This window comes from Nitrosospira sp. Nsp2 (assembly GCF_003050965.1).
GTDB lineage: Bacteria > Pseudomonadota > Gammaproteobacteria > Burkholderiales > Nitrosomonadaceae > Nitrosospira.
Genome location: NZ_QAOU01000002.1, coordinates 679,049 through 705,402, shown reverse-complemented (window position 1 = coordinate 705,402; position 26,354 = coordinate 679,049). Strand labels below are relative to the sequence as shown.

The 26,354-nt window shown below is 54.2% G+C and carries 18 protein-coding genes; 14 read left to right on the top strand and 4 right to left on the bottom strand.

Going from position 1 to position 26,354, the window contains the following annotated elements:
* Nucleotide 1: 1 nt before the first annotated feature.
* The gene (mutL, locus tag C8R31_RS07415; RefSeq protein WP_107693377.1) at nt 2-1,810 is read right to left on the bottom strand and encodes a DNA mismatch repair endonuclease MutL; all 1,809 of its coding nucleotides are present in this window, start codon (nt 1,808-1,810) and stop codon (nt 2-4) included.
* A 109-nt stretch (nt 1,811-1,919) separates the two neighbouring features.
* Entirely contained in the window at nt 1,920-2,846 is a 927-nt protein-coding gene (gene cysB, locus C8R31_RS07410) for an HTH-type transcriptional regulator CysB (RefSeq protein ID WP_107693376.1), read from the bottom strand.
* Between the two features lie 322 nt (nt 2,847-3,168).
* Here cysB and C8R31_RS07405 point away from each other — a divergent pair, with 322 nt between their 5' ends.
* The 8 genes from C8R31_RS07405 (at nt 3,169) to C8R31_RS07370 (ending at nt 15,342) form a co-directional block, all read left to right on the top strand.
* On the top strand, nt 3,169-5,259 hold the full coding sequence (locus C8R31_RS07405) for a nitrite/sulfite reductase (protein WP_107693375.1): 2,091 nt from the start codon (nt 3,169-3,171) through the stop codon (nt 5,257-5,259).
* Nucleotides 5,260-5,286: 27 nt separating this feature from the next.
* A complete protein-coding gene (locus C8R31_RS07400) occupies nt 5,287-5,976 on the top strand; it encodes a phosphoadenylyl-sulfate reductase (protein WP_107693374.1) in 690 nt (229 codons plus the stop codon).
* A 119-nt stretch (nt 5,977-6,095) separates the two neighbouring features.
* A complete protein-coding gene (gene cysD / locus C8R31_RS07395; protein ID WP_107693513.1) occupies nt 6,096-7,031 on the top strand; it encodes a sulfate adenylyltransferase subunit CysD in 936 nt (311 codons plus the stop codon).
* Between the two features lie 179 nt (nt 7,032-7,210).
* The gene (cysN, locus tag C8R31_RS07390) at nt 7,211-8,494 is read left to right on the top strand and encodes a sulfate adenylyltransferase subunit CysN (RefSeq protein ID WP_107693373.1); all 1,284 of its coding nucleotides are present in this window, start codon (nt 7,211-7,213) and stop codon (nt 8,492-8,494) included.
* Between the two features lie 220 nt (nt 8,495-8,714).
* Complete coding sequence (locus C8R31_RS07385; protein WP_107693372.1) at nt 8,715-12,263, top strand: FAD-dependent oxidoreductase; 3,549 nt, start codon at nt 8,715-8,717, stop codon at nt 12,261-12,263.
* Nucleotides 12,264-12,428: 165 nt separating this feature from the next.
* Complete coding sequence (locus C8R31_RS07380; RefSeq protein WP_107693371.1) at nt 12,429-13,556, top strand: Re/Si-specific NAD(P)(+) transhydrogenase subunit alpha; 1,128 nt, start codon at nt 12,429-12,431, stop codon at nt 13,554-13,556.
* A 97-nt stretch (nt 13,557-13,653) separates the two neighbouring features.
* The gene (locus tag C8R31_RS07375; protein ID WP_107693370.1) at nt 13,654-13,959 is read left to right on the top strand and encodes an NAD(P) transhydrogenase subunit alpha; all 306 of its coding nucleotides are present in this window, start codon (nt 13,654-13,656) and stop codon (nt 13,957-13,959) included.
* Between the two features lie 3 nt (nt 13,960-13,962).
* The gene (locus C8R31_RS07370) at nt 13,963-15,342 is read left to right on the top strand and encodes an NAD(P)(+) transhydrogenase (Re/Si-specific) subunit beta (RefSeq protein WP_107693369.1); all 1,380 of its coding nucleotides are present in this window, start codon (nt 13,963-13,965) and stop codon (nt 15,340-15,342) included.
* 110 nt (nt 15,343-15,452) lie between these two features.
* On the opposite strand, the gene C8R31_RS07365 is transcribed toward C8R31_RS07370, so the two are convergent.
* On the bottom strand, nt 15,453-16,988 hold the full coding sequence (locus C8R31_RS07365) for a calcium-binding protein (protein WP_107693368.1): 1,536 nt from the start codon (nt 16,986-16,988) through the stop codon (nt 15,453-15,455).
* 715 nt (nt 16,989-17,703) lie between these two features.
* Between C8R31_RS07365 and ald the strand changes: the two genes are divergently transcribed.
* The 6 genes from ald (at nt 17,704) to C8R31_RS07330 (ending at nt 25,623) form a co-directional block, all read left to right on the top strand.
* Nucleotides 17,704-18,819, top strand: a complete 1,116-nt coding sequence (gene ald / locus C8R31_RS07360; protein WP_107693367.1) for an alanine dehydrogenase — start codon at nt 17,704-17,706, stop codon at nt 18,817-18,819.
* A 424-nt stretch (nt 18,820-19,243) separates the two neighbouring features.
* A complete protein-coding gene (gene ybaL, locus C8R31_RS07355; protein ID WP_107693366.1) occupies nt 19,244-20,962 on the top strand; it encodes a YbaL family putative K(+) efflux transporter in 1,719 nt (572 codons plus the stop codon).
* A 96-nt stretch (nt 20,963-21,058) separates the two neighbouring features.
* The gene (gene arsC, locus C8R31_RS07350) at nt 21,059-21,412 is read left to right on the top strand and encodes an arsenate reductase (glutaredoxin) (RefSeq protein WP_107693365.1); all 354 of its coding nucleotides are present in this window, start codon (nt 21,059-21,061) and stop codon (nt 21,410-21,412) included.
* A gap of 766 nt (nt 21,413-22,178) precedes the next feature.
* On the top strand, nt 22,179-23,687 hold the full coding sequence (locus C8R31_RS07340) for a HAMP domain-containing sensor histidine kinase (RefSeq protein ID WP_107693364.1): 1,509 nt from the start codon (nt 22,179-22,181) through the stop codon (nt 23,685-23,687).
* Nucleotides 23,680-24,246, top strand: coding sequence for a dihydrolipoamide acyltransferase (locus C8R31_RS07335; protein ID WP_181320488.1), 567 nt, complete (start codon nt 23,680-23,682; stop codon nt 24,244-24,246). Before C8R31_RS07340 ends, C8R31_RS07335 begins: the two co-directional genes overlap by 8 nt.
* Before the next feature lie 15 nt (nt 24,247-24,261).
* A complete protein-coding gene (locus tag C8R31_RS07330; protein ID WP_107693363.1) occupies nt 24,262-25,623 on the top strand; it encodes a sigma 54-interacting transcriptional regulator in 1,362 nt (453 codons plus the stop codon).
* 287 nt (nt 25,624-25,910) lie between these two features.
* Here the strand turns inward: C8R31_RS07330 and C8R31_RS16250 are convergent, their stop codons facing one another.
* Complete coding sequence (locus tag C8R31_RS16250; protein ID WP_219907470.1) at nt 25,911-26,354, bottom strand: LodA/GoxA family CTQ-dependent oxidase; 444 nt, start codon at nt 26,352-26,354, stop codon at nt 25,911-25,913.

Genomic DNA, 26,354 nt, shown 5'->3' with positions numbered 1-26,354 from the left:
CTTACCTGCCCCGCATGAACATTCTGTCGAGATCGGCAAAACTGATTTCAAACCACGTCGGTCTTCCATGATTGCACTGCCCCGCACGTTCGGTTGTTTCCATTTGGCGCAGCAGGGCATTCATTTCCGGAACAGTCAGCATGCGGTTGGCGCGAACTGCACCGTGACAGGCCATCGTCGAAAGAAGTTCATTGCGTCTGCTCGTTAACGCCTCGCTAGCGCCGAATTCGCGTATGTCGCTGAGTACCTCGCGCGCAAGTTCGGGTACGTCGGCATCCTTAAGGGTGACGGGCACTCCGCGCACAACGAGCATCGTTGGTGAGAGGGCACAGATTTCGAACCCGAGTTCGCGCAGGGCCATGGAGTTTTCTTGAGCGACTGCGACATCAAGACTGGTCGCTTGAAACGTGACCGGAATCAGTAGTGGCTGCATCACGAGCGAATGAGTTTCTTGAGCCGATTTCAGCTTCTCGTAAAGAATCCGCTCATGCGCGGCATGCATATCAATGATAACCAGGCCTCGTTCATTTTGCGACAGGATGTAAGTGCCGAGGAGCTGTCCCAGGGCGAAACCTAACAGTGGGACAGCCGGGTCAGCGGTATCCGCGCGCTCTGAGGCGCATCCCGATGCTGGGGTAGGATTTTCCGCGGGGAACAATGCCGAATAAAACGCTTGTGATTGGGCGACTCCCGGCGGCGCTGACGACAATTTCAGCGGAAAGGCATTTTGCCTCCCATAGCCGGAAAAGGCGTGTGGTGCCTTTCCAACTCCCGCTCGACCCGGAGTCTGATTTTGCGTGGAAATCGAGGCGTGGGATACATGACCGGGGGAGGCCAGCGCCTTGTCAATGGCATGAAAAATGAATTGATGCAGTGCCCGCGGATCGCGGAACCTCACCTCCGTTTTTGTTGGATGGACGTTCACATCCACACTGTTTGCATTAATCTCGAGAAACAGGACAAAGGCGGGATGCCGGTCGAGATGAAGGATATCGCGGTAGGCTTCGCGCATGGCGTGGGCAATCAGCTTGTCGCGCACAAACCGGCCATTCACGAAGAAGTATTGTGCGTTACGGGCAGATCGGGAATAAGCGGGCAGGGCGGCTAAGCCGGATAATCGCAGATCGGCCGCACGTTCGTCGATAAATACCGAATTGTGGCTGAATTCGTCACCGAGTATGGCCGTCATGCGGGTTCGCGCATCAGCCGCGAGCAAACGGCTGCGAACGACGTCATTGTGTTGCAGAGTGAAAGTGATATCCGAACGCGATAAGGCGATTCGCTTGAAAACGTCTTCGCTGTGGGAAAATTCAGTCGCTTCGCTCTTTAGAAATTTACGCCGCGCCGGCGTGTTGAAGTAGAGATCGTGCGCTTCGATCGTCGTGCCTCTGTCGCGACCCATGGGTTCCAGCGATGATGAACGACCGCCTTCCATTTCTACCCGCCAGCCGTGCGGCTCCTCAATGCTGCGGCTGGCCAGCATCAGCCGCGATACTGCCGCGATACTGGCGAGCGCCTCGCCCCGGAAACCAAGGCTTGCCACGCTCTGCAAGTCTTCCAACGAGGTGATCTTGCTGGTCGCGTGACGCGAAAGGGCAAGAGCCATGTCATCTCTGGCAATTCCTGTTCCATTGTCCGAGACACGGATCAGTTTGGCTCCGCCCTGAAAAAGCAGGGCCGTTATTTCGGTGGCGCCGGCATCAATACTGTTTTCGAGCATCTCCTTGAGTGCGGACGCGGGACGCTCTACTACTTCCCCAGCGGCAATCTGGCTGATGAGCAGGTCGGGTAGCAATTTGATAGCAGTCATAAGTGCTTTAGCCAGGAGGTGCCTGCATTATATTGTCCAGATCCTCATGCCGGGTGAAAAGGGCATGATGGCGCATCGCCCTCGAGCTGAGGGAACAGAGCACCGGGTATCAGAGGCGATTCTGCATTGCGGCGGTGACCGCCTTATGGTCGAGGTGAGGAGCGAAGATCTCTATAAAATCATAGATATATCCGCGTAAATAACTGTTGCGGCTAATACCGATGCGGGTCGTGCTTGCTTCGAACAGATGGCTCGCGTCGATCGCCCTGATGTGTTTGTCGCGCTTGGGTTCATACGCCATTTGCGCAAGGATGCCGATGCCGAGTCCCAGTTCCACGTAGGTCTTGATTACGTCTGCATCTATGGCTGTCAACACGACATTGGGCGTCAGCCCTTTCGCATCGAATGCCTGATTGATTTTGGAGCGGCCGGTGAAAGCAAAATCATAGGTAATGATGGGGTACTGGGCTATATTCTCCAGTGTGAGACTGTCAAGCTTGAGCAACGGATGCCGCGGCGGAACAATGATGCAACGGTTCCATTGGTAGCAAGGCAACATCACCAACTCATCAAAAAGTTCTATGGCCTCGGTAGCGATAGCGATATCCGCAACTCCCGAGGTAACCAGCTCAGCTATTTGGGTAGGGTTGCCCTGACGCAAAATTAATTTCACCTTTGGGTAGCGTGCGGTAAAATGCTTAATTGCGGTCGGTAAAGCGTATCTTGCCTGAGTGTGGGTCGTGGCGATGGTAAGAGAGCCGCTGGCTTCATTGGCGAATTCCTGACCAATTTTTTTCAGGTTCTTTGCATCGCGCAACATCCTGTCCGCGATTTCAAGGATAGCTATTCCTGGTGGTGTAATCTTGACCACGCGTTTGCCGTTTCGGACAAAGATATCTATTCCCAGTTCACTTTCCAGGAGGCGGATCTGCTTGCTGATTCCCGGTTGAGAGGTATGCAAGATCTCGGCCGCCTTGGACAGATTCAAGCCCTGATTTGCGACTTCGCGTAAATAGCGCAACTGTTGCAATTTCATAATGTCGATATCTTAATAATGTTTGGTTATGTTAATCTAACATAATATTCTTTCGCGATATATACGTTCGTTGCTATTATGTCAGGTTAGAGGCAATATATGAGGTTGCTTGCCGCCCATAGACGGGGACGTATGGCGGGCAATGGCGTTGATGCAAACGGTAATTCGAATCCGAACAGGCACATCTAATCATTAAGTTCCGGTCAGAAATCAGACGAGTAACAGATATCAGCAGTCAACCGGGCAAGGTAGCGGCCCACGGTGCGATCCCTCGGACTTTCAAGGCGCCGCGCTGATATGGCTTTAAATTGTGGAGGCATAGATGGATCATTTGAATCTCGCTAACGAAGAGGAAATAAATTCTTTCGATCAGGCGCTGGAGGATTTCCGGGGTCTGCGCGTGGATGTCGACCGTTTCACCGCCACGCGCCTGCAAATGGGGATATATGGCCAGCGGCAGGAAGGCGTCAACATGGTGCGCATCAAGCTTCCAGGCGGACGTCTTAATGCGCCGCAACTGCGCGTGATCGCCGATATGCTGGAAAAATACGCACGCCATGACGTCGTGCATATTACCACCCGCCAGGATATACAAATGCATTACGTGCCGCTGGAGGATACGCCGGCAGTGCTCCGCCATTTGGCCACGGCAGGGTTGACGACCCGGGAAGCGTGCGGCAATACCATACGTAACGTTACTGCGTGCCCGCTGTCCGGCGTGTGCCCTCGTCAGCATGTCGACGTTAACAAGCATCTCGACGGTGCGGTACAGCACTTTTTGCGCAACCCGCTGACACAGCAAATGCCGCGTAAATTCAAGATCAGCCTGTCCGCCTGCGAATCCGATTGCGCACAGGGAATGATGCACGATATGGGAATTGTCGCGGTACGCGACGGCGACCGCTTCGGTTTCAAGGTTCTGGCCGGCGGCGGACTCGGCCATAAGCCGCATGAGGCGATCGTAGTGGAGGAATTTATCGAAGAAAAGGATTTGTTGCCTGTGATGGAAGCGATCATTTCATTGCACAACCGCTATTCTGATCGGGTCAAGCGCGCCAAGGCGCGAATCAAATTCCTGGTGGACAAGTTCGGGCCGGAAGGGTTTGTTGATAAATATCGCGAAGAACTGGGACGTACCAAAGCGGCGCTGGCGACGTTGGATTACCCCAGGGGTGAATGGAACGCTGGTTTAGATAGCGAAGTCCCCGGTATGGGTGCGCCCCGGCATGTGTTCGCCCAGAAACAGAACGATTATTACGTTTTTCCAATCAGCGTGCCCATGGGTAATTTGAACGTGGTGCAACTGCGTGGCCTTGCCGATATTGCCGAGGCTCACGAACTGCATGATATACGCGCTACCCAGGATCAAAATATGTTTTTCGCGAATGTGGCGGAGGCCAAGATCGAAACGTTGCGGGCGGACTTGGCGGAATTGGGTCTGCGCGAGCCACAGGCAGGCGATAACGTAGTCGCGTGCCCGGGTACTTCTACATGCCGGTTAGGCATCACTTCAAGCACGATCCTGGCCCCCAAGCTAAACGGTGGTTCCCAGGACCTGAAAATACGTGTGTCCGGCTGCCATAATGGCTGTGCGCAGCCTGAGGCTGGTGATATCGGCATTTATGGGGAGGGGAAACGCATGCATGGCAAGCTCGTGCCCCACTATCAGATGTATTTCGGCGGCAATGCCATGGCGGGTGGGGCATTGGCGATCAAGGGGCCGTCAATCCCCGCTGCCCGCATCGAAGCAGCAGTAAGCCGGGTGAAGTCGGCCCACCTGACAAACGCCGAGACCGGAGAAAATTTTTCTTCCTGGACACGGCGTGTAGGCAAGGAATATTTCACCGGGCTGCTGACAGATTTGATGGAGGTGAAACCGGAAGAATTGGATTCGGTCTTGCGCGATCATGGCAAGGATGGGGACTTCAAGGTGTTGCAATTAGGCGGTGGCGAATGCGCGGGAGTAAGCCAGGTAAAGATAGGTTCAAGCTTTTTCGAGGCGGCTCACGAGCGTAATTATCGGGATGCACTTAAGTTTCAACGCAAATTTGAGGATTCAGTCAAGTGCGCCGAAGAGATCGCCCGATTGATTGGTCAGGGTGTGAGTGAATTACTGGGCGGCAAGAAATACGAGGGTCTAGCGGAGCAGGCGGAAGAGTTGCGCCGTGTGCTGCCTACCAAGCCGCGCTTATCCCGGCAACTGGCAAAATTCGCAGAGGATTTCGCACACCCCCCGGAAGAGCTGAATGACGGCAGGCTGACCGAATGGTACGGCGAATTGGACGCATGGACCATGGAGGCAGCGGAGTTTTGCCTAGGGTTTGACCGCCAGCTCGACCTGGCCGGGGCGCTGCCGTCCGCAGCTTCAGCCAGATCACCGCTTCAGCGAGAGCAGTCGTCGATCGTTATTTGATAATCTGATATCAATTGAACCGGCACAATGAGCCTGGATCACAAGATTACCGAAGTGCGGAAAGTGCTGGACACGGCGCAGGAAGACTATGCTCCCGTCACCTTCGCCTCAAGTTTTGGCGCCGAGGACATGGTGTTAACGGACCTGATCGCACAATACTATCCTTCTATCGGGATGTTTACGCTGGACACCGGTCGGCTGCCTGAAGAAACCTATAGCTTGATGAGAGAAGTGGCTGATCGTTATGGTGTACGTATTCCAGTATTTTTTCCTGATTTTGCCGTAATTGAGGCATATGTTGCGCAGAACGGCCCCAATGGGTTCTACGACAGCGTGGATTTGCGGAAACAATGTTGCCACATACGCAAGGTCGAGCCCCTGAAACGCGCATTGAGCGGGAAACATGCCTGGATTACGGGGTTACGACGCGACCAGGCGCCCACCAGGAAAGATCTCGCTACGGTGGAATTCGATTCTGAACATGGTTTGCAGAAATTCAGCCCGCTGCTGAACTGGAATTTAACGGAGGTATGGGAATATCTCAAACAATTTGAAGTCCCGTACAACGCACTACACGATAGAGGTTACACGAGCATCGGCTGCGCCCCTTGTACGCGAGCCATTACCCCCGGCGAGGACGTCCGGGCCGGCCGGTGGTGGTGGGAAGATCCGGAAATCAAAGAGTGCGGTCTACATCCGGACAAGCGGCGCAAGTAACCGTCGTTAGGTGTAGAGGGAAATGGAGGCTAAGCCTGTGCCTGTAAAACTCGGGGTTAACAATGGATATTACGTTTAACGATATGGAAGAATTCATTACTCCTGTTCCAAGTGTTCTCATGAAGACTGAGCCGGTGGCTATCAAACGCCGTATGGCACGCCATCTAGGTCATCTGGACGCGCTTGAAAGCGAAGCCATCCATATCATGCGGGAGGTCGCTGCAGAATGCGCCAATCCAACCCTGCTGTTTTCCGGCGGCAAGGATTCCATCGTGCTGCTGCGTCTAGCGGAAAAAGCTTTTCGTCCAGGACGTTTTCCATTTCCTCTGCTGCACGTCGATACCGGGCATAACTTTCCGGAAGTGATCGAGTTTCGAGACCGCCGCGTGAGGCAGCTCGGCGAGCGGCTAATCGTGCGTAGTATGGAAGACTCCATCAGGCAGGGTAGAGTGGTATTGCGTTCGGAAAAACAGAGCCGCAATGCGTTTCAGTCTGTGACACTTCTGGATGCCATTGCGGAATTCCGGTTCGACGCTTGTATCGGCGGCGCGCGTCGCGACGAGGAAAAAGCCCGCGCGAAGGAACGTATATTTTCGTTCCGCGATGAATTTGGGCAGTGGGATCCGAAGAACCAGCGCCCGGAACTGTGGGATATCTACAATACTCGGGTACATCCCGGCGAAAATATACGTGTATTTCCTATTAGCAATTGGACTGAACTGGATGTGTGGGAATACATTGCGCGCGAAGACCTGGAAGTGCCGGAAATCTATTTCGCTCACACGCGAGATGTTATCAAGCGCGGCGGCGGCCTTCTGCCGCTATCCCACCTGATCGATCTTAAGGAAGGCGAAAAAGTGGAGAACCTAATGGTTCGCTTCCGCACCGTGGGTGATATGAGCTGCACCTGTCCGGTGGAGTCATCTGCCGTCTGTGTGGGCGAAATTATCGCTGAAACGGCGATAACGCGTATCACTGAGCGGGGCGCCACGCGGATGGACGACCAGACGTCCGAGGCGTCCATGGAACTGCGGAAGAAAGAGGGCTATTTCTGAAGCCTGGCGCCATAAGTGGTGGCAAGATGCGGTTTGCGCGAGACTTCACGCCCTGTGTTGATCTGGCGCCCGTATTCCGTCCGCATCTTGATCTCACCTCGGGTTTTGTCGGCAGGACGTCATAAGTGGCAGGAAGACGGAAAAGCGTTTAGCGGAAAAATTGTCCAGAAGAGTTTTAAATGTCAGCCATTGAAAGTATTTCTTTTGATCATACGGAATTATTGCGTTTCATCACCGCGGGTAGCGTGGATGATGGCAAAAGCACCCTGATTGGGCGGTTGCTGCACGACTCAAAATCGATTTTTGAGGACCAGTTGAGCGCCATTACGCACACTTCGCAGCGCCGCGGAATGGGTAGTGTTGATTTATCCCTGCTCACCGATGGATTGCAAGCCGAGCGTGAACAAGGCATCACCATCGATGTGGCTTATCGATACTTCGCGACTCCAAAGCGGAAATTCATCATTGCGGATACCCCAGGCCATGAGCAGTATACCCGCAATATGGTTACAGGGGCCTCCACGGCCAATCTGGCGATCATTTTGGTCGATGCGCGCAAGGGCGTACTGACGCAGTCCCGCCGCCATGCGTACCTTGCAAGTCTGGTTGGCATTCCTCATCTCGTGGTGGCGATCAACAAGATGGATCTGGTGGATTATTCCCGCGAGGTGTTCGAGCGAATTTGCAAGGATTTCGATGCTTTTGCCGGTGGACTCAAGCTGAGAAATATCGCCTATATTCCGATGTCGGCTTTAAACGGCGATATGGTGGTGGAACGCAGTGATAGGCTCGACTGGTACGACGGCCTGACACTGATGGAGTTGCTGGAAAACGTTCCCATTGACCACGACATCAACCTCGAAGATTTCCGGTTCCCGGTACAGCTGGTTTGCCGGCCACAAACGGAGGAGTTACATGATTTCCGGGGTTACATGGGCCGTATTGAGTCCGGTTTCATCAGCGTTGGCGATTCAGTGAAAGTTCTGCCGTCAGGATTGACTTCGCGTGTCAAGGAAATTGTCACCTATGATGGCAATCTCGACGACGCCGTTGCGCCGCAGTCGGTTACGCTGACGATCGAGGATCATCTGGATATCTCACGGGGAGACATGCTGGTAAAGTCGGTCGAGGTTCCCACGGTTACGAAGGAGTTTGAGGCGATGCTGTGCTGGCTCTCTGAGCAAAGTCTCGACCCGCGGCGAAAATATCTCATCAAACACACGACACGAACGGTTAAGGCACTCGTTTCCCGGATAGCGTATCGCGTCGATGTCAACACGCTGAAGCATGAGGCGGCGGATACCCTGAAAATGAACGATATAGGACGGGTATTAATCAAAGTACATCAGCCTCTGGCTTGCGATCCATATCAGCGTAATCATGCTACCGGAAGCTTTATTGTCATTGATGAAGCCAATAATAATACCGTTGCCGCAGGCATGGTCTGTCCACAAAACGGTTGAGTACCGGATATCACTGGATTATCGCCGGGCCACGCAGGAATAATTGAGGGAGGTTGAAAAGGCGGACAAGGCGGGAAAAGCCTTTCCGCTTTTGTATTTGTGGCTGCGAAAAGCACAAACTGAAAAGGGTTATAAAACTTTAAGCATAATTACGATCCAATAACTGATTGGATATGCTTTTCAATTCTTTGTTTTACCTTACACTTTTGATGACCTTATCATGACAAGTTTACAATTGGCTTCCAACCCTTTATCGGCAACCAACGTCATCCCTCCCGCGCTGGGATTCGGAATGGATTTTACGGACCTTTACCGCCGCGAAGGGTTGTTAAGATTGGATCAGGCATTTCTTGAATTTTTGCGTGAAGGAGAAGAAGGACTGCGCCTCCGGTTGGACCACGCTCGTGCCCAGCCAGATAGTCTGGACCGCAAGGAAGAAGCTGCGCTACTGATTGAGATCGGGCCTTGGATGGACGATTTCATTGCCAGACTGTTTGGCATTGAGCGGGAAGTCAGCGCCCTCGCCGCACGGCATCATGAGCTTTCCCCGCTTTATTCATGCAAAAGGCAGTTTGTTCAGCGCCGCGCGACGAACAAGGTAAGTGAGGCAGAGATTGCGCAAGTGGATGGGATTGCGCTGGAAGGAAAGCTGGCGGCCGAATTGGCTGAGCCTTTCTCCGAGCTGGCATTTGCGCGCAAGGTCACGGAGTGGCTATTGGATGAAGGGACAAACGAAGAGCGGATCAGGGACGCGCTGCTGTATGCAGCCTGGGCGCTGAAGACAGCCGCCGGAAGGGAGCGTAATCGCGACGGGGTATTGTTCAAGGCGCCTGCAAAACTCGATTTCCTGCATCTTTTGTCGACCGATACCGACAACAGCGCGGGCTACACCGTTCATAGTCTTCATCATATCCGTCGGCGGGAGGGATTCGCGCTTACTGATCCCGGCACCGACCTAGTGGGCGCATTGGATGAGGCCAATTACTGCATCTGGTGCCATGAGCAGGGAAAAGATTCATGCTCCAAGGGGATGAAGGAGAAGCCAAAAGCTCCGGGGGAGGCCTCATCCTTTAAAAAAAGCCAGCTCGGGGTTCTGCTAACGGGATGTCCGCTGGAAGAGCGAATTTCCGAGTTTCATAAGCTGAAGACTCAAGGCGTGACTATCGGCAGCCTGGCCATGATTGTGATCGACAATCCCATGTGCGCAGGCACAGGCCACCGAATCTGCAACGATTGCATGAAGTCATGCATATACCAGAAACAGGAACCGGTCGATATCCCTCAGGCTGAGACGCGCACGCTCAAAGATGTGCTGGAGCTCCCTTGGGGTTTCGAAATTTACAGCCTTCTCACGCGCTGGAATCCGCTCAATTTACGACGACCGCTGCCTAAGGCGCCGACAGGCCGGAAAGTGCTGGTAGTCGGCATGGGCCCGGCGGGATATACCCTGGCGCATCATTTAATGAATGATGGCCATGCGGTAGTTGGTATCGATGGTCTCAAGATTGAGCCATTATCGCCGGAGATATCCGGCGTGAATGGGGAAGGTGGACATGTCCCATTCAGGGCTATCCGGAACGCTGACGAGCTTGCCGAGAGTCTGGATGAGCGCATGCCAGGCGGTTTTGGCGGTGTGGCCGAGTATGGCATCACCGTGCGTTGGGATAAAAATTTTCTCAAGCTGATCCGCTTGCTTCTTGAGCGAAGAGAGGAGTTTGCGCTTTTTGGCGGCGTGCGCTTTGGTGGGACTCTCACGGCCGATGATGCGTTCGCCCTGGGTTTCGACCACGTTGCGCTTGCCGCGGGTGCTGGACGCCCCACTGTCCTCGATCTGCCTAATGGTCTTGCGCGCGGCGTCCGTGCTGCCTCTGATTTTCTGATGGGGTTGCAGTTGACGGGCGCGGCTCAGATCAACTCCGTGGCCAATATGCAGCTACGTCTTCCTGTGGTGGTTATCGGTGGAGGTCTTACTGCTATCGACACTGCTACCGAAGCACTTGCCTACTATCCGGTGCAAGTAGATAAGTTCCTGCGGCGTTACGAAATTCTTACAGCGGTGCAGGGGGAGGCTGCCATCCGTTCGGCCTGGGACGAGGAAGAGCGTGTTATCGCCGAAGAATTTCTTAGCCACGCGCGCGCCATACGCGCGGAGCGGAGACAGGCGGAACAGGAAGGACGCGCACCACGCGTTCTGGAGTTGCTGCAGTCGTGGGGAGGCGCCACTATCGCTTATCGCAAGCGACTGATCGACAGCCCCTCCTATACGCTTAATCACGAAGAGGTCGAGAAAGCGCTGGAGGAGGGGATATGGTTTGCCGAGGGCCTCACGCCGGTGCGAGTGGATACCGATAAATGGGAGCACGCGCAGTCTGTGCAGTTTGCGGTGCAAACGCTGGATGAAACCGGATCGTGGCAGCCAACGGGAGAGGTGGTATTGCCTGCGCGCGCAGTTCTGGTGGCAGCAGGAACGCAGCCCAACACGGTTCTCGCCAGAGAAGACGAGAAGAATTTCAAGCTGAACGGCCGTTATTTCGCTGCTTGCGATGAAAACGGAGATCCCGTCAGCCTTCCAAGGGCAAATCCCAAGCCGGAAAACCCGGGCGTGCTGCTGAGCCGGTACGGCGATGGGCGCTTCATCAGTTTTTTCGGTGATCTGCACCCGTCCTATTCAGGCAACGTGGTTAAGGCAATGTCCAGCGCTAAACAAGGCTATCCGGTCGTAAGCGCGGTGCTCGAAAGGGTGGCTCCCGCATCCTCCAAGCCGGCCTGGTTGTTCTTCGCTGAAATGAATGGTCAGTTACGCGCCACGGTGCATAAGGTTGAGCGTCTTACTCCAAATATTATCGAGGTGGTTGTTCACGCTCCCATGGCAGTGGAGCGGTTTCATCCGGGCCAGTTCTACCGTTTCCAGAACTTCGCAGCGCTCGCTTCTTCGGCGGGCGAAACGAAGCTGGCAATGGAGGGCATCGCCCTTACCGGCGCTTCAGTTGATGTGGGCCGGGGATTGGTATCGCTGATCGCGCTGGAAATGGGAGGCTCGGCCGACTTATGCGCCAGGCTCAATCCGGGTGACCCGGTGGTGCTGATGGGGCCTACCGGGACCCCCACCGAGATTCTGCCGGATGAGACCGTCATCCTGGTGGGTGGAGGGTTGGGTAATGCGGTGTTGTTTTCGATTGGCGCGGCAGCACGGGCGGCGGGATCGAAAATCCTGTATTTCGCGGGATACAAGAAACTGATCGACCGTTATAAAGTCGCGGAAATCGAGGCCGCCGCCGATGTCGTGGTATGGTGTTGCGACGAGGCGCCGGGTTTTCAGCCTTCCCGACCGGATGATCTCAGTTATGTGGGCAATATCGTGGCGGCGATGGCGGCTTATGGAAGCGGTGCATTGGGGTACCAAAAAATTCGATTGGCTGACGCCCACCGTATCATCGCCATTGGGTCCGACCGGATGATGGCGGCAGTGGGTGCTGCACGCCATGACAAGCTTCGGCCTTACCTGAAAACAGACCATTTTGCTATCGGCTCCATTAATTCGCCCATGCAATGCATGATGAAGGAAATCTGCGCTCAGTGTCTTCAACCTCACAAGGATCCCGAAACGGGAGAAGTAACGTACGTGTTTTCCTGCTTTAACCAGGATCAACCGCTCGATCAAGTGGATTTCGGCGGATTGGCCTCGCGTTTACGTCAGAACAGCGTGCAGGAAAAACTTACGACACGTTGGATCAGTCATTGCTTAGAAAAAAACCAGATCGGCACGTGAACTCGTAGACGCTGCGCTTATCAATCGCTTCGTTCATCAGCTTCAGGTTCATTTATAATCCGACCTTCGTGATCGATGAGGAGTGACAGCGATAATGCTAAGCAAGTTGTTTCCGCGGTTTTTGAAAACCCGTGGCGAGTGCCGAAAAGATAAGGGAGAGAATCGATGCGTATAGGTATACCCGTGGAAATCCGCGGGGGGGAGACCCGCGTTGCGGCCACCCCGGAGACGGTGAAGAAATTTACCGCCAAGGGCCTGCATGCTGTTCTGGTACAGTCTGGCGCGGGTGCCGGGGCAAGCATACCGGATGAGGCCTTCCAGGCTGCTGGGGCAAACATTATAGGCAGCGCCGCAGAACTGTACGATCAATCCCAGATCTTGCTGAAGGTGCGTAGTCCGGAAGCTGGCGAACTGGCTTTGATCCCTAAGGACGCCGTTTTATTGGGCCTGCTCTCGCCGCATCACGTGGAGGGTATTGAAAGCCTCGCCCGTCACGGCGTGACCGCATTCGCCATGGAAAGGCTGCCGCGTATTTCCCGCGCCCAGAGTATGGACGTGCTGTCATCTCAGGCGAACATCGCCGGCTACAAAGCAGTATTGATGGCGGCAAACGTCTATCAGAAATTCTTTCCCATGCTGATGACCGCGGCGGGTACGGTGAAAGCGGCGCGGGTATTGATTCTGGGCGCTGGAGTGGCCGGGTTGCAGGCGATTGCCACCGCCAAGCGTCTGGGAGCCGTCATCGAAGCATTCGATGTGCGTCCGGTGGCAAAAGAACAGGTGGAAAGCCTGGGCGCTAAATTCGTCGAGGTTCCCCTGAGCGATGAGGAAAGAGCGCAGGCGGAAACAGCTGGCGGTTACGCGCGCGAAATGTCCGACGATTACAAGCGGCGCCAGGGCGAACTGGTACATCAGCGAGCCTCGGCCGCGGATATCATCATTAGCACCGCGCTGATTCCCGGCCGTCCGGCGCCGGTTCTGATCAAGGAAGAAACGGTCCGGGCGATGAAACCGGGGTCGGTTATCGTTGACATGGCGGTAGAGGCGGGCGGCAATTGTCCCCTTTCGGAAATGGATAAGATCGTGGTGAAGCACGGCGTGCATCTAATCGGCATATCCAATCTGCCAGGACTGGTGGCGGCGGACGCCAGCGCTTTATATGCGCGTAATTTGATGAACTTTCTTAATCTGATGCTGGATCCAAAAAATGGCGATTTCGTCATGAACCGCGAAGACGAAGTCATCGCTGGAACACTGGTCTGCACAGGTGGGGAAGTTATCCGGAAAACTTGAAGTGTGACGCAAGAGTCGCAGCGGCAAAGGCGAGCCGCGGCTTTGAGTGAAGATTAACAGGAATTTACGGTACAGTTAATGCATAGAAGGAGTAACCATGATTGGTGAAGTTGACCCAACCATTATTAATTTAACCGTGTTCGTGCTGGCGATATTCGTCGGTTATCACGTGGTATGGAACGTAACGCCGGCGTTGCACACACCGCTCATGTCGGTAACCAACGCCATTTCGGGCATTATCCTGGTAGGCGCCATGCTGGCGGCCGGCCCGGCAGAAACCGATTGGGGCGTATGGCTGGGTGCGGTAGCGGTAACCCTGGCTGCCATCAACGTATTCGGGGGATTTCTTGTTACCCAGCGGATGCTGGAAATGTTCAGAAAAAAAGATAAAAGAGGAAGCTAGTCAATGTCGGCAAATACGGTCGCACTTGCGTATCTCATCGCGTCGGTTTTCTTTATTCTGGCGCTCAAGGGCCTGAGTTCCCCCCTGACCGCGCGTCGTGGCAATTTGTTCGGCATGGTGGGGATGGCCATTGCAGTCGTCACCACCCTTACCATTACAAAGAACTGGGCATTGATTCTCGTCTGTATCGGAGTGGGCGGCGCTATCGGCGCGGTTGTTGCACGACGCGTGGAAATGACGGCGATGCCGGAACTGGTTGCATTCATGCATTCCCTGGTGGGGCTGGCGGCGGTATTTATCGCTATCGCTGCAGTCAATAATCCGGCTTCGTTCGGTCTGCCCGCGACATTACCTATGGGAAGCAAACTAGAGTTATTCCTCGGTACATTCATCGGCGCGATGACCTGGTCGGGCTCGGTGATCGCATTCCTGAAATTGTCGGGTCGCATGAGTGGTGCGCCCATTACCTTTGGCGGCCAGCATATGGTCAACCTGATCCTGGCAATTGTCATGCTGGGATTCGGCCTATGGTTCTTCTTCAGCGAAACTACGAACTGGACAGCTTTCGCGGCCATGACTGCAATTGCTTTCGTGCTTGGTTTCCTTATCATCATTCCGATCGGCGGCGCAGACATGCCGGTGGTCATTTCAATGCTTAATTCATATTCCGGCTGGGCGGCGGCGGGTATCGGCTTTTCCCTCGGTAATCCCATGCTGATCATTGCAGGTTCACTGGTCGGCAGTTCCGGCGCGATCCTGTCCTATATCATGTGCAAGGCCATGAATCGGCCCTTCCTTTCGGTGATACTCGGAGGATTCGGCAGCGAAGGCGGCACCGCGGCTGCAAGCGATCAGACGCAGAAAAACTATCGCAGCGGTAGCGCCGACGACGCGGCATTTTTGATGGGTAATGCCGACAGCGTCATTATAGTGCCTGGTTACGGCCTAGCCGTGGCACGGGCGCAGCATTCGGTCAAGGAACTGGCGGAAAAACTGCATGCCAAGGGTGTGAACGCCCGCTTTGCGATCCATCCTGTAGCTGGACGCATGCCCGGTCACATGAACGTTCTACTGGCAGAAGCAGAGATACCGTACGAGCAAGTACTGGAAATGGATGAGATCAACAGTGACTTTTCCAATACGGACGTGGTGCTGGTTCTGGGTGCGAACGATGTGGTGAACCCTGCCGCCAACGTTCAGGGGAGTCCGATATACGGCATGCCCATCCTGGACGCCTACAAGGCGCGGACCGTAATGGTGGTCAAACGCAGCATGGCAGCCGGCTACGCCGGTCTCGACAATGACCTGTTCTACATGGACAAGACTATGATGGTGTTCGGCGACGCCAAGAAAGTGGTGGAAGATATGGTCAAGGCCTTGTAGGGGGCATTTTCTGCAGCCAAAGAACAGGCCTGGGTCCGACTTGAGTGATTATTGAACGGCATCCCTTCAGGAATGGAGGGATGCCGTATTTGCTAATAGTTGCCTAAGGGTTAAAGGATGATGTCCGAGTCGGGTAAGGCACTGACGTTAAGGTTGGGATGGCCTACGAGCTGAATTTCGAAATCAGCGTTTCCGCCGCCGTCGACATCGCCCTTAATAAGCCGATTCGCGCCTTCGTCTACATACCAGAGTTCCCCCGCGGCGCCTGTCGGGCCTGCGCTTCCTTTCCAGGTAAAGTCATTATTGCCAAACGTAGTCCTGTTCGCATCTATTCCCTTGAGATCGATTTGATCGCCGGAAGGGCCGCTTCCATCAAAGCCCGTGATGACGTCCCGGATATCAAATCCCGAACGACTGTCATTAACGGAGTTGAAGGTAAAAGTATCATGGCCTTCTCCGCCGGTCAGGGTGTCGGTCCCCCGTCCGCCGGTGAGAATATCGGCACCGTCACCGCCGGACAGCTTGTCGTTTCCGTTTCCACCCGACAGCAGATCATTGCCGTCGCCGCCCACCAGCTCATCATTGCCATCCTCGCCTGACAGCCGATCGTCGCCATCCCCACCCGACAGCCGGTCATTGCCACTTCCGCCCGACACCCAGTCATTTCCGTTGTCTCCCGACAGTCGATCATCTCCTCTGTCGCCCCATAGCTTGTCGTTCCCGTCGCCTCCCGACAAACTGTCGTTACCGCTACCGCCCGATAGCGTGTCATTTCCATCGTTGCCGTTTATGCTGTCGTTATCGTCATTGCCGTTAAGCTTGTCGTCGCCCAGACCCCCGAACAGAGTGTCGCGACCGTCGCCGCCGTTCAGGATGTCGTTTCCTGCATCGCCCCACAGCCAGTCATCGCCCTCGCCGCCGCTAATAACGTCGCGGCCATCGCCGCCCGAGAACGAATCGTTGCCATTCCCCCCTGACAGCATGTCGTTTCCTGCATTGCCCCACAGGCGGTCATCGCCGTCGCCGCCCGATAGCATGTCATTTCCATCGTGGCCGTTTATGCTGTCGTTATCGTCATTGCCGTTAAGCTTGTCGTCGCCCAGACCTCCGAAGAGAGTGTCACGACCATCGCCGCCGTTCAGGGTGTCGTTTCCTGCATCGCCCCACAGCCAGTCCTCGCCGTCGCCGCCGCTAATAGCGTCGCGGCCATCGCCGCCTGAGAACGAATCATTGCCATTCCCCCCTGACAGCGTGTCATTTCCTGCATTGCCCCACAGGCGGTCATCGCCGTCGCCACCGCTAACAGCGTCGCGACCATCGCCGCCTGACAGAGAATCATTGCCTTCATTTCCCAATAGCCAGTCATCGCCGGTGCCTCCGTTTAACCTGTCATTCCCACGGCCACCCGACAAGTCGTCGTTTCCAGCACCGCCGTTAACTTCATCGTTGCCATCACCTCCACGCAGAACGTCGGAGCCGTCATCGCCGTTAATGATGTCATTGCCGCCGCTCCCGTCTATTCTATCGCGACCGCCTCGTCCGGAAATTAGGTCCGCCCCGGAAGTGGAAGGCCCTCCGGTAACGCCTGTAGAAACAAATTGCGAGTTGATGGTATCTGATCTATCTGTGCCTGTAATGTTAGCCATAATGGTTGCTCCTGTATGAGTAAAAGCTCATTCGAGTTTTTTTCCTCTCTTGTCACCAGGTTTCGCGTTTTCGTCGGCGCCTACTCAACCATTGCCGGAAAATCTTTTTATGTTAGAACTGTTTTACCAACTTAATCTAACGAGCAATTCCTGTGCCATCCCGAAGTAAGCGTCTCATACAGTTGGTCAATTCCATTTCCTCGTTCTTTAATCGTTTTTCGCCGGGATTTTGTCGCGTTTTTGCGACGCTCCAGTTTCTATACGTAGCCGGAAGCGAGGAGTAGCAGGTAGAATCTGTTTTCTGCCGTGAGAATGCGACGTGTCTCCGTTTGACGACATCTTTAGCGGGGAAACTAATTTATTTCTCTGTTTTTAAATATTAAATATTGTCTCTAACAGGCGACATAGTAAAAGTATGATTTTTCGGGGGCATAAGGAATCATGTCCGGCACGAACAGCGCGCCGGAGGCGGAAAATGGTTTTCATTCGTGATTTTTCCGCCCGTGGATCCGTCCTGCAATTACGGTTAGCGCTATTATTTTCCAGCGATTCTGGATCGAGTTGTATACTTGCAGGCAGAACAATTATCGGCGCATTCAGACGGGACCGCGGCTTATCTTAATCGAATTCGTCGCTGATCCCTTTGTTTCGGAATTCATAATAACCTGTTGAATGAAAGGTTCTGCTCTGCTTATCAAGCGTCAGAAATAAACTCATGCTGATCGGATTACCCAAGGAGACAAAAGATCACGAAAATCGGGTGGGGATGACGCCGAGTACCGTCAGAGCTCTAACACGGCACGGACACCAGGTGCTGGTGCAGAGCGGGGCGGGGGAAGGCAGTTTTTTAGCGGATGGGGAGTATCAATCAGCGGGTGCCAGCATCGTTCCTCACGCCGAAGATGTCTGGGCAGCCGAAATGGTCGTCAAGGTCAAGGAGCCTGTCGCTGCCGAATATCGGTACCTGCATCGCGACCTGATTCTTTTCACTTATCTTCATCTGGCGTCGGACAAACTTCTCACCGACGCTCTTTTGAAGAGCGATGTTACAGCCATAGCTTACGAAACGGTTCAGACGGAAGGAGGAAAACTACCTCTGTTGACCCCGATGAGCGAAGTGGCCGGGCGGATGGCGACCCAGATCGGCGCCAACTATCTGCAAAAAACATACGGTGGCCGCGGTGTTTTGATGGGAGGAGTACCTGGTGTCGCCGCGGCCAACGTGGCCATTCTCGGCGGGGGCATTGTGGGAACGAACGCTGCCCGGGTAGCGGTAGGCTGCGGTGCGCAGGTGACGGTGCTGGATATAAACCATGATCGGCTGAAATATCTGGATGACATTTATCGGGGCCAATTACAAACGCGTATCAGCGATGACTATCACATTGAAGAGGTGGTTTACAATGCCGATCTGGTAATTGGCGCGGTTTTAATTCCTGGCGGACGAGCACCGTGGCTGATCACGGCTGCGATGCTGCCAAATATGCGCAGAGGCTCCGTAATTGTCGATGTAGCAGTTGACCAGGGCGGCTGCGTAGAAACCACGCGGCCTACCACCCATAGCAATCCTACCTACGATGTAGACGGCGTTGTTCATTATTGCGTCGCGAATATGCCTAGCGCGGTTCCACGCACAAGCACCTTTGCCCTTAACACGCAAACCGCTAGTTATACGCTATTCCTTGCCGATGAAGGACTGGATGCGGTAAGAAAATCTCCCGCCTTGCAGTATGGATTGAATACACATCGCGGTCATATTACTTATGCGGCTGTTGCGCAGGAATTCGGTATGAAATATATTGAACCGCTGGAGGCATTACGGAATGTCTAAGTGCGTCCAGCGGAGCCGTTCAGAATCGGGAATAAGCCGAGACGTCCGAGGTATATATGGCGCGGACGCGTGGATAAACGCAGAGGTGAGCGCCGTAAGAGTGCTGTTTATCATCCGCTAGAAACTCCCTTAGAACCCTAACGCCAGGCCCGGACAACTTTGCCGGCCTCCTTTTGGCTGGTAGATCGAGGAGCCAGGAGTCGGAACGAATCGTCTCGGCCCGAACACGCATGAGACGACGCCCCGCGAGCATTCGGCTTGAGGCAATCTGAGACGTGGCGGTTCCCGAACGGCATGGCTGAGATTACCACGTGTAACCAAGTGAGGAGGATACGGTCACCTTCATACCCTTTACACCTTTCGTCTCCGGTATGCGTCACGCCCACGACGTTTATCATAGAGTTCCCAACGTTTTATAAGATACATGCCTCACAGCGTTACTCTGATCACTACCATTGCTGTTAGCCTCGGCCTGGCGCTGCTGATGGGGCTCATCGCTCATCGCCTGAAACTCCCTGTGCTGCTGGGCTATCTCACGGCAGGCGTCATTCTCGGTTCCCATACACCCGGCTTCGTGGCTGACATGGAGCTATCGGGCCAACTGGCGGAAATTGGCGTAATTCTGCTCATGTTCGGCGTAGGTTTACACTTTTCGCTGGATGATCTTCTGGCGGTCCGACGAATTGCTCTGCCAGGTGCGCTGGTCCAGATTGCGGTTGCTACCGCCTTCGGCGCGATCGTTGCTGTTTCGTGGGGCTGGAATCTTGCCGTGGGAATTGTATATGGAGTCGCGCTTTCCACTGCCAGCACGGTCGTATTGCTACGGGCGCTTGAACAACGCGGTCTGCTAAAGTCCGTCAATGGATCAATTGCGGTTGGTTGGCTGATCGTCGAGGACTTGGCGATGGTCCTGGTTTTGGTGCTACTGCCTCCACTCGCCGGATGGATGGGTGTGGATCCGGGCCATCCAACACCTGATCAATCCGATTCCAACCTCTTTACTACGCTTTTGATCACCTTTGGCAAAGTATCCGTATTCGTTGCGCTGATGCTTATTGTCGGGAAACGTGTTTTCCCCAAGCTGCTCTGGCATGTCGCCAGCACGAATTCCCAGGAACTCTTCATTCTGAGCGTTATCGCGGTAGCGATAGGCATCGCTTATGGTTCGGCAATGCTTTTCGGCGTCTCCTTCGCGCTCGGTGCTTTTTTCGCCGGAATGGTCATGCGCGAGTCTGACTTGAGCCACCGGGCTGCTCAGGAATCGCTGCCGTTACGGGACGCTTTTTCGGTACTATTTTTTGTTTCGGTGGGAATGCTGTTTGACCCAAATGTTCTCATAGAACAGCCGCTTCGGGTCCTGGCAACGCTTGGGATTATCATCGTTGGAAAATCCTTGGCGGCCTTTTTTCTCGTGCTCCTTTTCCGTTATCCGCTTAATACGGCCCTCACCGTATCAGCGAGTCTCGCCCAGATCGGAGAATTCTCCTTTATCCTCGCGGCCCTTGGCGTTTCTCTCGGGCTTTTGCCGGTTGAGGCGCAAAGTCTTATCCTGGCCGGCGCTTTCATCTCGATCACGCTTAATCCGCTGGTATTCAGGATTATTGAGCCAGCGCAAGCCTGGATACGCGCTCGTTCCAAGCTTGCTTTGCTTCTGGAACGATCAGACGATCCTCTGGCCGAACTGCCTACGACAGTTGCGTCAAGTTACGTGACCAGCCACGTGGTGCTTGTCGGCTATGGTCGTGTCGGCCGTTATATTGGCGAAGCATTGGCCAAAAAAGGGATGCCGCTTGTTGTGGCGGAACAGAATAGGGAAGTAGTCGAGGGGTTGCGCAAGCGCGGAATCCACGCCGTGGCGGGCGATGCCGCGGAGCCCGCGGTGCTTATACAAGCGCATATAGCGCGGGCGGCCATGCTGGTGATAGCGGTGCCCGATACATTACGTGCGAGGCGTATGATCGAAATCGCACGTATACTTAACCCGCCAATTGAGATTATCGTGCGAACGCATAACGAAGAAGAGGCGGCCTTGCTGCGTAAGGAGAGCGGCGGTGAGGTGTTTCTTGGCGAGCACGAGCTTGCTTTGAGCATGACCCGTTATGTCCTGGAAAAGATCGTCCCCGATAACGAAAAGCGCAAGTAAGCGACCGCATCTGGCATTGCGCCTATGAGCGCTTCGGTTTGTTTTAAGATGGAATTCTGCTGTGTCAAAGTATGATTTTGATTATAGGAGGAATGCATGAATGACACGATGGTCGTCTACCAGAAGCCTACATGCAGTAAATGCCGTGAAACGCTCGCGCTTCTGCGAGAAAGTGGTGCGGAGTTCGAAGCCGTCAATTATTATGAGATACCTTTAACCGCGCAGCGATTGCGCGAGCTGATCGATAAGCTTGGCATGACCGCACGCGAAATATTACGCCGAGACGAACCGCTGGCGCGTCATCTTGACCTCGGCGAGGGAGGGTTGTCAGATGATGAGTTGATAAAAGTCATGGTGGAGAACCCGGATTTGATTCAGCGACCTATTGTCTTGCGAGGCGATAAGGCAGTGCTGTGCCGCCCGCCTGAGAATGTAAAAAAGTTGCTTTAACGAGTTAGCCGAGCAAGATTCATAACGCTCGCTGGAGCCTTTGTGCCGAGGAACGCGTGAAGCGATGCGTGGCCGCGTCCGCTCGCGTATCTCGCTGCGGCCCACATCTTCCGTAAAGGAGCAAGCATAATAAAACTCTGAAGGGTGTCCATATTGCTAAAATGCGAACACTGGAAGATTAGCGAGGAGTATGAATGAACACGATGTGTAGCAGAGCGCTGTTGCTATTCGGCCAGCTTACTCTAGCGATCCTGCTCTCGACGTTGACGGGGGTAGCGAAAGCGGAGTGCAACGGCTGCCTGTGCCCTGGGAATCCATGCAAATTGTGTCCGTTGCCACCGACGAAAGATGCACCGCCGGTCCCGGGCGAGCCGGACACATGCGTCAAAATCAAAGAAAAAGTACCGGCGGTATCGGCTAGGACGGAGCCGGATGCGCATTATGCAAGCCTTGATAAATCGATAATGGAGTGTGTCCGAAATGGCGGGGATGTGGTTATGAATTCCCGCCGAAGCAAGGAGTTTCCGTCCAAGCACTATTGCAAACCCTACGTTGCGCCTGCTGGCAGCAAAAATTAAGATAACCGGAACGGATATGCGATCGAACAGCGGATTGAAAGAAGTGGGCAAAAGTTTCCGGCCTTCAGCGCGATTTCGACCAATTTTGCAACTCATCCGTTTTCTAACCGCTAAAGCATGAATTTCATAAGCGTGAACCCCCGGCTAGTAGACTTCGTCTCATGCTGGAGGGGCATCAAAGGAGCTAAATGACCGCTCGCGCAGAGGCCGCAAGGCAGGAGTCCGCGTCTGGCGCAGGGTCGATGTTGCGCATGCGGCGTCATCCGCAATCTTTCCTTAAATTGATCCTGCTAGGCTTTGCGCTTGTAGGTCTGCCGCTCATCATCGCTCTCGTCAACAACGCGCTTTCCATTGACCGGCTTGCCGACCACAGCCGCAAAGCGGTTTACCAAGCCGCACAAATTGCACACAGCAGCCGGGCGCTGGCGGACGAAATCGCCACAATGGAACGGGCTGTGCGGCAAACGCACATCCTGCACGATACATCCCTGCTGGAAGGCTATTTTCGCGCGCATAACAAGTTCGAAACCACCGCAGCGAGTCTATTGGAGCTCTCCTTGCATGCTGAGCAGGAGCAATTGTTGACACAACTGCAATCATCTGAAGCTTCTATTTTCCAGAAAGTCTCCGCTTTAAAACAGTCGCCTGAACAATTGCGCGATCTTATCGATAGCTTTGTGCTTCTGCGAGATTCCGCGCGAACCTTTGCTACGGTTGGTTATGCATTGATTGAACGGGAGGTCGACGAAATGCAGGACATGGCGGGGTACGCCCGATTCACCGTTGGGTGGCAGCTTCTGGCGCTTATTCCATTTGCAATTTTGCTGGCATTTGCTTTCTCGGTGCGGATAGCGCGGCCTATCCGGCAGATTGATGAGGCGATACGCAATATGGGCCAGGGTGAACTCTCAAAAGTCATCCGCGTGGATGGACCGCAGGATCTGGTGTATTTCGGCGAGCGTTTGGACTGGATGCGGCGGCGACTGCTAAAGCTCGAAGAGCAGAAGACCCGATTTCTGCAACATGTTTCCCACGAACTCAAGACGCCGCTTACCGCCATGCGTGAAGGCGCCGATCTGCTTGCGGAAGGGGTGGTCGGGGATTTGACCGAAGAACAGCAGCGCATCGCGCGTATACTCCATAGCAATAGTGTTCAACTTCAGCGTCGTATCGAAGACTTGCTGAACTACAGCGCCCTCCAGGCCGAGAAGGCCGCGCTGGTGAAACAGAAAGCGAATCTGACTAAAATTCTGGATGCGGTGCTACAAGACCAGAACCTTATCATCATGAGCAAGGGCTTGAGAATGGAGCTGTCTGTCCCGGAGGTCGTGATCGACTGCGACGAACAGAAAATAAAAATTATCTTGGACAATCTGTTATCGAACGCGGTGAAATTTTCGCCGCCGGGTGGCTGCATTCGTATTTGGACAAGTAAAACAGCCGAGCTGGCTCAGTTGGACATTGTGGATGCGGGCGCGGGCGTGGATGAAGCCGACCGCGAGAAAATATTCGAGCCTTTTTATCAGGGGCGGCGCGTGCTTGACAGCCACGTGAGGGGCACTGGGCTGGGGCTATCCATCGCGCGTGAGTATGCCCTTGCGCATGGGGGCAATATCGAGCTTGTGGCGCGAGTCGCTGTCGGCGCACACTTTCGTTTTACCTTGCCGATTCGTGATCCGGATGAAATTCATGAGTAGGCTTAACGGGAAATTCATCCTACTTTGCACGGCGATCTATATGACAGGGTCGCTGTTGACCGCCTGTTCGGCAACGCGGGAAAATTCGGCAACGCCGGAAAATCAAGCCACGGTGGCCCCGGCGCAGGCATCGGCTGAGACTGCTGTGACCGGGCAGATGGATGATATGATGCAGTATTACGAATCCCTGCGTAAGCAGTCTCCCGCGGATCTCGGCCGTGTATACGAAAAAGTGAAGCAGAATTTTGCGCAAAATAAAAGCGATGTGAACCGCGCCAGACTGGTATTGCTTCTTATCTTGCCGAACAGCTCCTTTCGCGACTTACATTCGGCTATCAATCTTCTCAATGAGTGGCCGCGGGATACGAAGACCACTACGAGTTTGCAAAGCTTCCGAAACCTGTTGGCGAGCCTGCTGGGGGAACAACAGCGTGTAAACCACGGAATGGAAGAGTTGTCGCAAAAACTTAAAGACGAGCAGAAACGCGTAGAAACCCTGCAAAGTCAAATCGATGCCATAAAAAGCATGGAAAAAAACCTTATTCTTAGAGAACCTTGAAAAAGCGCTTGCAAGATGCCTGATACGAAGCCAAAAATCCTTATTGTTGATGACGATACAGATCTGCTTGAATTACTCGTGATTCGGCTAAACGCTGCCGGATATAAAACAGAGGCTGTGCAAAGCGCGGAGGCAGCGCTCAACTATCTGGACGTAGCGCGGCCACAACTGGTCATCAGCGATATGCAGATGAGCGGCATGGATGGCATGCAGTTATTTGACCACATCCATCGTACGTTACCCACGTTGCCGGTGATCATATTAACAGCGCACGGGACGATTCCAGATGCCGTGGCAGCGGTGCAGCGGGGGGTGTTTGGGTATCTGGCTAAACCTTTTGACAGCAAGACGCTGTTAGCCAACATTAGCCAAGCCCTGCGGCTTGTCCCGGGAGGCAACCAGCAAAAAGAAGCTCCGCAGGCATCGTGGAGGAAAAATATCATCACCCAAAGCGCGGTGATGGAGGATCTGCTGACCAAAGCGGGGCTGGTTGCGGAAGGCGATGCAAGTGTACTGATCTATGGCGAAAGCGGCGTCGGCAAGGAATTATTTGCTCATGCGATCCATGATGCGTCCAAACGCTGCCATCATCCGTTTGTCGCTATCAATTGTGCAGCCATTCCGGAACAATTACTTGAATCGGAACTTTTCGGTCATGTCAAAGGCGCATTTACAGGCGCGGTCCGAGATCACAAGGGGTTGTTCCAGCTAGCCGAGGGGGGGACAGTATTTCTCGACGAAATCGGGGATATGCCGCTTTTGCTCCAGGTCAAGTTGTTGCGAGTCCTACAGGAAAGGCAGGTTCGCCCAGTTGGATCCACTCAAGCGATGACGGTGGATGTGCGCATTATTTCTGCCACGCACCGGGACCTTAAGGCGGAAATTGCGGCCACCACCTTTCGCGAAGACCTGTATTACAGGTTGGATGTGGTTGCGTTGACAATTCCTGCATTGTCACAGAGGCGCGAGGACATCCCCTTGCTCACGAATTATTTTCTCAGCACGTTTTCAGAAAAGTACAATAAAAATATTAACGGATTCGCTCCCGAGGCGATGGAAATGTTGGTAAGCGCCTCCTGGCCCGGAAACGTGAGACAACTCATGAACGTGGTCGAACGATGCGTTGCCTTGAGTACGGCTCCTCTTATTTCGCCTGTATTGGTGTATGACGCAATGCACCATGAAGAAGAGCACCTCGTGTCCTTCGAAGACGCACGCAAGAGCTTTGAAAGGGATTACCTGGTACGCGTGCTGAAGATTACGGGGGGCAATGTCACGCAGGCCGCGCGGCTCGCCAAACGCAATCGTACAGAATTTTATAAGCTGCTCCAGAGATACCAGCTCGACCCTTCCGTTTTCAAGCAGGCGCAGGGTTAACTTCAAGCGTCGATGCCTTCCGAGGTAGCCCGACGGTTACGCTTGCCGGAATCATCTCGATTATGCCGTCCCCGGTGTTCGATCTTGAATCATGGCTCAGGCTTTACGCTTGTCCAGAGCCTCGCAATCGTTCTCGTCCTCCAGGCCCGCTGGCAACAACGTCTTCATTCAATCAGGATACGCCCCGAATCGGGTTGCGCTCATCCTCAATGAATTTATCTCCCTTTTTTACGACAAAGCCCAGCTCTATCCACCATCTCACCATATCGTTATACCCGTCGTCACCGTCACGAATGCCGCGGGAGAAGGGCTGAATCCCGGCTGCAGTAATCGCATCTACCGGCCGCTGCGCCGGCCACTATAACTGGCCGCATGCGGAAATCGGCTTGCCAGGGAAGCGCCATGCGCTCAGTTAGAAAGCCTGGCGGAAGGGTATGTTTGATACGGAATGGAGATTCATAGGTCGCCACCTGCGCGATCACGTAAGTAACCTCAATCCCCGGGAAGAACGGTGCACCGATACAGCCTTCCAGAGTTGCTCGGGTCAGTGCGTCCGGTTGTTGATCGAGCGAGAGCTCGTGCAAAGGAACGGGTGTGGGTTCTGTTACCCAGACGGCATAAAAATCGCCCTGTAACCATTTTTCCATCATTGCATACTGGTAGCTTGTCAGCGCCGCAAACTCGCCTTGTAGCGGATTGTCCGGATCAAGCCCACTATACACGTATGGCAT